At 70.3% G+C, this 7,266-nt stretch carries 4 protein-coding genes and 1 tRNA gene; 4 read left to right on the forward strand and 1 reads right to left on the reverse strand.

Going from position 1 to position 7,266, the window contains the following annotated elements; translation table 11 throughout:
• Window positions 1-5 precede the first annotated feature (5 nt).
• The 3 genes from QM019_RS06955 to QM019_RS06965 are packed head-to-tail and all read left to right on the forward strand — an operon-like array spanning window position 6 to window position 2,136.
• A complete protein-coding gene (locus QM019_RS06955) occupies window positions 6-617 on the forward strand; it encodes a mycothiol-dependent nitroreductase Rv2466c family protein (RefSeq protein WP_282852397.1) in 612 nt (203 codons plus the stop codon).
• Complete coding sequence (locus QM019_RS06960) at window positions 617-1,150, forward strand: ribose-5-phosphate isomerase (protein ID WP_282852399.1); 534 nt, start codon at window positions 617-619, stop codon at window positions 1,148-1,150. Before QM019_RS06955 ends, QM019_RS06960 begins: the two co-directional genes overlap by 1 nt.
• Before the next feature lie 2 nt (window positions 1,151-1,152).
• Window positions 1,153-2,136, forward strand: a complete 984-nt coding sequence (locus tag QM019_RS06965; RefSeq protein WP_282852400.1) for an Fpg/Nei family DNA glycosylase — start codon at window positions 1,153-1,155, stop codon at window positions 2,134-2,136.
• Between the two features lies 1 nt (window position 2,137).
• On the opposite strand, the gene QM019_RS06970 is transcribed toward QM019_RS06965, so the two are convergent.
• Window positions 2,138-6,784 (reverse strand): SCO7613 C-terminal domain-containing membrane protein, encoded by a 4,647-nt coding sequence (locus QM019_RS06970; RefSeq protein WP_282852402.1) that lies wholly within the window; start codon window positions 6,782-6,784, stop codon window positions 2,138-2,140.
• Between the two features lie 180 nt (window positions 6,785-6,964).
• Between QM019_RS06970 and QM019_RS06975 the strand changes: the two genes are divergently transcribed.
• Window positions 6,965-7,038 (forward strand) — tRNA-Gly (locus QM019_RS06975).
• The last annotated feature ends 228 nt before the right edge of the window (window positions 7,039-7,266 follow it).

Raw genomic sequence — 7,266 nt, forward strand, 5'->3', positions numbered from 1 at the left:
GGGGCATGGCTGAAAGCACCAAGGTTGAGTTTTGGTTTGATCCGATTTGCCCGTGGGCATGGATGACGTCCCGTTGGATTCAGGAGGTCGAGCGCCTGCGCGACGACGTCGAGGTCGACTGGAACGTCATGTCGCTCGCGATCCTCAACGAGGGCAGCGACATGTCTGACGAGCACCGCAAGGCGCACGCGTTCTCGAAGCGCTCCTGCCTCGTCGCCGCCGGCGTCAAGGCCGAGCTCGGCAACGAGGCGATGGTGAAGTTCTATGACGCCATCGGCACCATCAACCACCCCGAGGGTCGCTCGGGCGAGGCGGGCACGCTCGAGGAGGCGGCTGAGAAGGCCGGCATCCCGGCCGAGATCCTCACCCGCGCCGACGCCGGCGAGTTCGACGAGGTGCTGCTCGCCTCGCACAACGGCGCGATTGACCGCGTCGGCGACGAGGTCGGCACGCCCGTCATCGCCGTCAACGGCGTCGCGTTCTTCGGCCCCGTGATTTCGCCGGCCCCGAAGGGTGACATGGCGCTGCAGCTGTTCGACGGCGTTGTTGCCGCGGCTGGCTACGAGGGGTTCTTCGAGATCAAGCGCTCGCGCACGCGCGGCCCGCAGTTCGACTAATGCGGGTCCACCTAGCGACCGACCACGCCGGCCTCGAGTTCTCGCAGCAGTTGCAGAAGCACCTGCGCGATGCAGGGCATGAGGTCGTCGATCACGGTCCCGAAGAGTACGACGCGGTCGACGACTACCCGTCGTTCTGCATCAACGCCGCCCAGGCGGTCGCGAACGACTGGGCGGCGGGCGAGTTCTCGCTCGGCGTCGTGTTCGGCGGCTCCGGCAACGGCGAGCAGATTGCGGCGAACAAGGTCGCTGGCGTGCGCGCAGCGCTCGTGTGGAGCGAAGCGACCGCAAAGCTTGCGCGCGAGCACAACAACGCGAACGTTATCTCGATCGGCGCCCGCCAGCACTCGCTCGAGGAGGCCGTTACGCTCGTCGACACGTTCCTCGCCGAGCCATTCCCCGGCGAAGAGCGCCACGTACGTCGCATCTCGCAGCTGCGCGAGTACGAGCAGACCGGCGCGATCGCGGGCAAGGAGGTGCTGGCGCCGACGAACCCCGACGTGCCGGCAGTTCTTCCCATGGCGGAGGCATAGGGGTGCCCGAGGGGCATTCCGTTCATCGCATCGCGCGCCAGTTCACGAAGCACTTCGTCGGGCGCATCTGCGAGGCCTCGAGCCCGCAGGGGCGCTTCGCCGAGGGCGCGTCGGTGCTGTCGGGGCGCGAGATGTTGCGCTGCTTCGCCGTCGGTAAGCAGATGTTCGCCGAGTTCGGCGATGACCCGGCGGCGCCCGACGCGGATGCGTCTGTCTGGCTGCGCGTGCACCTCGGCATCTACGGTGCCTGGGACTTCGCGGGCGACTTCTCGACGAAGCTCGGCCAGACTGGCGAGTACGGTCGCGGCACGCGCATCGAGGATGCGGATGCCGAGGACTCACTGTCGTCGATCGGTGCGCCGCGTCGCGCCCGCCTGCGCATGGCCGAACAGGAGAAGGAAACCGAGCTCGACCAGGGCTGGCCGCCCGAGCCGGTCGGTGCTGTGCGGCTGCGCCTGCTCACCGAGGATGTCGTGGCCGACCTGCGCGGTCCGACCGCCTGCGAGGTGCTCGACGCCGCCGGCGTGAACACCGTGCTCGACCGCCTCGGCCCCGACCCGCTCGTCGACGAGCTCGAGGTGGGGGAGCGCCGCTTTATCGAGCGCGCGAGCAAGCGGCGCGTGCCTATCGGGCAGCTGCTTATGGACCAGTCGGTCGTCGCGGGCATCGGCAATATCTATCGCGCCGAGATCCTGTTCCGCGCCCGGCTCAACCCCTACACGCCGGGCAATGCGGTGCCGCTCGACGTCCTGCACGGCATTTGGGATGACTGGGTCAAGCTGCTCAACGTCGGTGTCGAGGTTGGCCGCATGATGACGATCGACGGGCTCACCGGCGACGAATATCAGGCGGCGCTGCAGGATGTTCGGCATCGCCACTGGGTCTACGGTCGCGCGGGCGAGCCCTGCCGTCGCTGCGGCACCCCGATCTCGCTCGCCGAGATGCAGAACCGCAAGCTCTACTGGTGCCCGAGCTGCCAGGCCTGAGCTAGCGCAGGCTGCCGATGCTCGCCGCGAGCTTGCGGGCGTCGCGCATCCGCTTTTCGTAGGTCGCCGCGACGAACACGAGTACGACGCCCGCGGCCGCGAGCCACGCCCACCACGGCACCGCGATCGGCGGCAGGAACACCTGCCACATCACGACGATGTGGAGCACCGCCGCGACGATGCCGAGCAGCAGCGGCGCCTGGAGGCGCAGCAGGGCGCCGATGAGGATCGCAGCGACGATGAGCACCGTCGCGAGCCCGATGCGCCACCAGGTCGGCTGCGGCAGCTCGGCCGCGAGCGCGATGGCGAGCGACGCGATGATCGGCGCACCGAGCGCCGCCCAGCTGCGCAGCTTCGGGAACGCGCGCAGGGCGACGGCGCCGACGGTGGCGGCGGCGAGGCAGAGTGGCTGCAGCACCCAGGCGTCGCTCGCCGTGACGCCCTGAGTGACCGTGATCGCCGCGAACCAGACGCTCACCACGCCGAAGCCGATGCCGCCGAGCCGGAGGTCGAGGCGGCGGGCGAAGAACGAGACGCTGGCGAGCGTGGCTGCGACAGCCGCGCCGACGACGGCCGCGACGCCGGCTGCGACCGGATGCTCGAGCAGCGCCGGCACCGCGGCGATCGTGAAGGCCACGGGCACCGCCACGGCGTAGCCGGCCCGTTCCGCATCGCTGCTCGCACGCTCGGCGAGGCGTAGCAGCAGCCAGAGCCCAGCGACGAAGGCGGCGAGGATGACGCCGACCGGCACGCCGATCGCGAGTTCGTCGCTGCCCTCCCAGAGCCAGAGCACCGCCGCGATGGTCGCGACGGCCGTGCCCGCCCGGGCGACCGGACCCCAGCTCGTGCGGGGCCGGGGCAGCGTGATGCCGAATGCCGCCACCAGGCCCGAGACCGCGCTGAGCAGCAGGCCGAGCTTGATGACGTCGGTGTCGAGCGTGAGGCCGGTCGCGAACAGCGGCAGCAGCAGGGTGAGCAGATCGAGCGTCGGCGTCGCGTCGCGGTCACGGCGGCACCGCACCACGGCGAGGATCGCGACGGCGACTGCGGGCAGGCCCGCGGCGATCACGGTCCACCACAGGCTGAGCCCGGTGCCGGCGAGCGGCAGCGCCGTGAGCACGAGCCAGGCGGCGAGTGGCAGCAGCGGCCTGGCGCTCTTCAGAGTCGCGAGCGCGCCGAGGCCGATGAGCGAGGCGACGACGAGCGGCAGCTCGCTCGAGACGCCGACGGGTTCGGTGGCGATGAAGAACGCGTGCGCGCCGCCCGCGATGAGCGCGACAACGACCCAGACGAGCAGGTTGGTGCGCCGGAACATCGCGGTGAGCACGGCGACTGCCGCGGCCACACCGACGAGCGTGCCGACGAGGTCGACCGAGCGCGCGTTCGTGGCCGCGATGCCGATGGGCGCGATCGTCGTCGTGAGCAGCACCGCGGCCCAAACGCCAAGCAGCAGATTGCGGCGAAGCTCGGGGTCGATGCCGGGGGAGGTGCCGAGCACGCGGCTGATGGGCGCGAGCGAGACGAGCGGCACGACTAGCCCGAGAACGACGAAGAGAGTCGAGGCGAGACCGCCCGGGATGCTGCCGGTGCGCTCGATGGCGGCGAGCGGCTCGAGGCCGAGCGCGGCGAGACCGAGGGACGCCCCGAGGCCGCCGGGCGCCGCGAGCCCGAGCCGGGCCCACTCCCACACGCCGCGGGCGGGCAGCTGGATGGCCGCAACGATGGCGGCGGCACCGAGCGCGAACGCGAACCAGGCCGTGGGCGAGGTCTGCCAGTCGGCGAGCAGGGTGGCGGTCGCGAGCGAGAGCCCGAGCGACAGCGCAATCGTCGCCTGCGCGGGAGCGGCCGAGTAGCGCGACGCGCGCACCACGGCGACGGTGGCGACGATCGCGAGCGCGAGCAGGGTCGGCGCGGCAATCACGACGGCCAGCGCATCCGGCACCGCCCTAGCTACGAAGATCGGGCCAATCACGGCGAGGCTGCTCGCGCTGATCCAGGTCGCAGCGCGCGACCATCCGGGGTGAACCGCGTCGGGGCGAACTCGGGCGAGCAGCGGCGTCGCGCAGGCGATCGCGAACACGAACCAGGGCCAGAGCCGGTCCGGGTCGGCACGAATGAAGGCTGCGCCGAACGCGCTGATAACGCCTACTAGCCCAAAGGCCTCGGCCGGCACCGTGTTGACATGCCCGTTGGTCGCGCGCCGGATGAGCAGGGTGAGACCGAAGACGATGACGCCTATCAGCGCGTAGCCCCAGCCGAAGCGGAACTCGTCGGTGAGCGGCCGACCGAACGCGAACATGGCGGTGCCGACGAGCATCCACAGCGAGGTGAGTGCGATCGTGCCCTGGAAGCGCGGCGTCGGCTGCGGAGAACTGCCTCGGGCATCCCAGAGGATTGCCACGACGAGGCTCGCCACGACGAGCAGGAATAGCGCACCCAGGCACCAGAACATCCAGTCGCTGTCGCTGGTGATGTCGCTGGTGTCGAAGGTGAACAGCAGCATGCTGGTGTACGCGATCACGAAGCCGACGATGGCGACCAAGTGCGATTCACCCCGGGGCAGCTCAAGTCGAGCCCCTGCGGCGCCGACCACGAGCAGCATCGCGACGATCACCACGCCCGTGACCATGCGCACCATGAACCCAGCGCTCGCCACGACTTCGAGCTCGAGCGCGATCCCCGCGATGACGCTGCACCAGGAGATACCGGCCAGGATGATCGCGAAGATGGTGAGCGCGAGGCCCGGGGTTGCGGGGCGTAGCGTGCGCGCGACGAGCAGGATGCCCGCGACGCTCGCGAGCAGCACCGTCGGCAGCAACTCTCCGACGCCGACGAACAGCGTGATGAGCACGAGCGACGAGGCGAGCGCGGCGATTGAGGCGAACCGCAGCGTGACGGTGCGCTCGGGCGACATAAAGCGGGTCGCGACGAGTCCGGCGCAGGCCGCCGTGGTGATGACGCTGAGGCCGGCGCCGAGAGCTGCGCCGGGGAGCGCCGCGGCGGTCACCGTAGCGAGGGTGCCGGCAACAGGGGCGGCTATCGGCAGGAGATTCGGGAAGCCCTTGCCGAGCTGCGCGTCGACGCGCCCGAACAGCGGCACGGCGCTCACGATCAGGCCGAGGAGGCTCGCGAGCAGGAGCGCGAGGTGGGCCGGCGCATCCGCACCCCGGTCGGTGAAGACGATGCCGGCGTGCGCGAGCTGGAGGAGGATGACGAGGAGGGGAATGACGGCGAGGGCGGCCGCGCTGTATGAGCCGAACGCGGCGCTGCGACGCAGCGCGGGCTGCTTGCTCGCGATCACGCGCCACGCGAGCACGCCCGCGAACAGGAAGGGGAGCGCGAAGCCGAAGCCCACGACGACCGGGCCGTCGCCGATGCCGCTCGGATACTCGGGCAGGGCACGCACGATCGCGGCCCCGGTGCGAATGCCGATGCCGAGCAGCAGCACCGCGGCGAAGGCTGCCGCGAGGTCGGCGAAGGAGGCGAAGTTGCGCGCCTGCGGCTCGCGGGTCGCCCAGAGCACCATGAGCACGGCCGCGACTGCAGCGATCGCGAGCGCGAGGATCGCGACGAGGATGCCCGCATCTGGCTCGGGCGCGACGCCGAGCACCGTCGGCACCATGAGCAGGGAGGCGACGCCGAGCGAGAGCGAGATGCCCACAGGCAGCGGGTCGGTGTCGTTGCGTGCCTCGGCCGCGCGCTGCCAGGCGCGGGCGGCGCCCACGCTCGCGACGCTCGTCGTGGCCAGGCCGAGCGCCCAGCCGAGGTGGTCGTCGAGCGGGAGGTGGGCGAGCCAGGCCACGAGCAGTGTGATGGCCGGGAGCAAGGTGATCGACGCGAGTAGCTTGGGCGTCGCGAGCTTCGACCAGCGCCACCAGGCGCCGAAGATAGCTGTGAGCACGAGCAGCGCCATGCCCCAGTAGAGGGCCGGGTCGGCTTGGTCGAGCCCGAAGAGTTTCAGCGCCGGTATCGCCCACGCGTCGAGCGCGAGCAGCACGGCGCCGAGCACCGCGACGCCCTCCGCCGTCGCGCCGAGCTTGCGGCGCCGCAGCCAACTGGCGAGGCCGATGACGCCCGCCGTGATCGCGACCGTGATCGCCGCGCGCACCACGAGGTCGAACAGCACGAACGCCACCGTCACGAAGACGAGCGCGGCGACGGCGAGGAACCCGATGCCCGTGATGAGCATGGCGAGCTGCACGCCGGAGCGCTTTGGCGCAGAAGGCGCTGCTTGAGGCTGTTCCGGCAGCGGCGGTGCCGGTTGGTTGAGCCAGGCGCCGGCGATGGAGCCGTGTGGGTGCTGCTCCTGCGCCTGCTGGGGCAGCGCGGGCAGAGGCGGCATCTCGTTCACTGGGGCCGCGGCAGGTGCTTCGACAGGTTCCTCGACGGGCGCTGCCGCCACGAACTGCGCGTCCTGCTCCGCCCGAATCTCGGCGAGCAGGCGCCCCCGCCGCGTTATCAGCTCGGCACTCTGCGTCGAGAGCTTGAACACCTCGGCGAGCCGCGGGTTCGTGAGGTCGATGCCGCAGCTCACGCACTGCGGGGCGCCGTGCGTCGGCGTGAAGCAATAGGGGCACGTCGTCGTCGACCGAAGATCCTGCGGGCTTTCCGGAAACCGCGGTGCGTGGGTGCCATTGCCCGAGTCCATAGCCGCTCCTTGAAGTCCCGTCCTCTTCGCAGATTAGGCGAACGTGGATCACGGGTCGCCGGTTTATCCACAAAGGACACCTTCAGGACGACAACGAGTAGCCGAAAGCTGACGCAAGGTATGCGGCGCGCGGGATTCAGCAGTTTTCCGCTAGACTTGCTAAGTCGTATTGCACGACGCGGGGATGTAGCTCAATGGTAGAGCCCCAGTCTTCCAAACTGGTCACGCGGGTTCGATTCCCGTCATCCCCTCCATCCGCAGCTTCGCTGCGTCTGTCGGGTCTTCGGGAATCTTCAGAACCCGGGAACCGGCTTCGCCGGCGCCCGCCGCGCGACGCGATGCGTCGCTTGATCGGCGTGCGGGGTTCGATTCCCGTCATCCCCTCCATCCGCAGCTTCGCTGCGTCTGTCGGGTCTTCGGGAATCTTCAGAACCCGGGAACCGGCTTCGCCGGCGCCCGCCGCGCGACGCGATGCGTCGCTT

The organism is Gulosibacter sediminis (assembly GCF_030011715.1).
Taxonomy (GTDB): Bacteria; Actinomycetota; Actinomycetes; order Actinomycetales; family Microbacteriaceae; genus Gulosibacter; species Gulosibacter sediminis.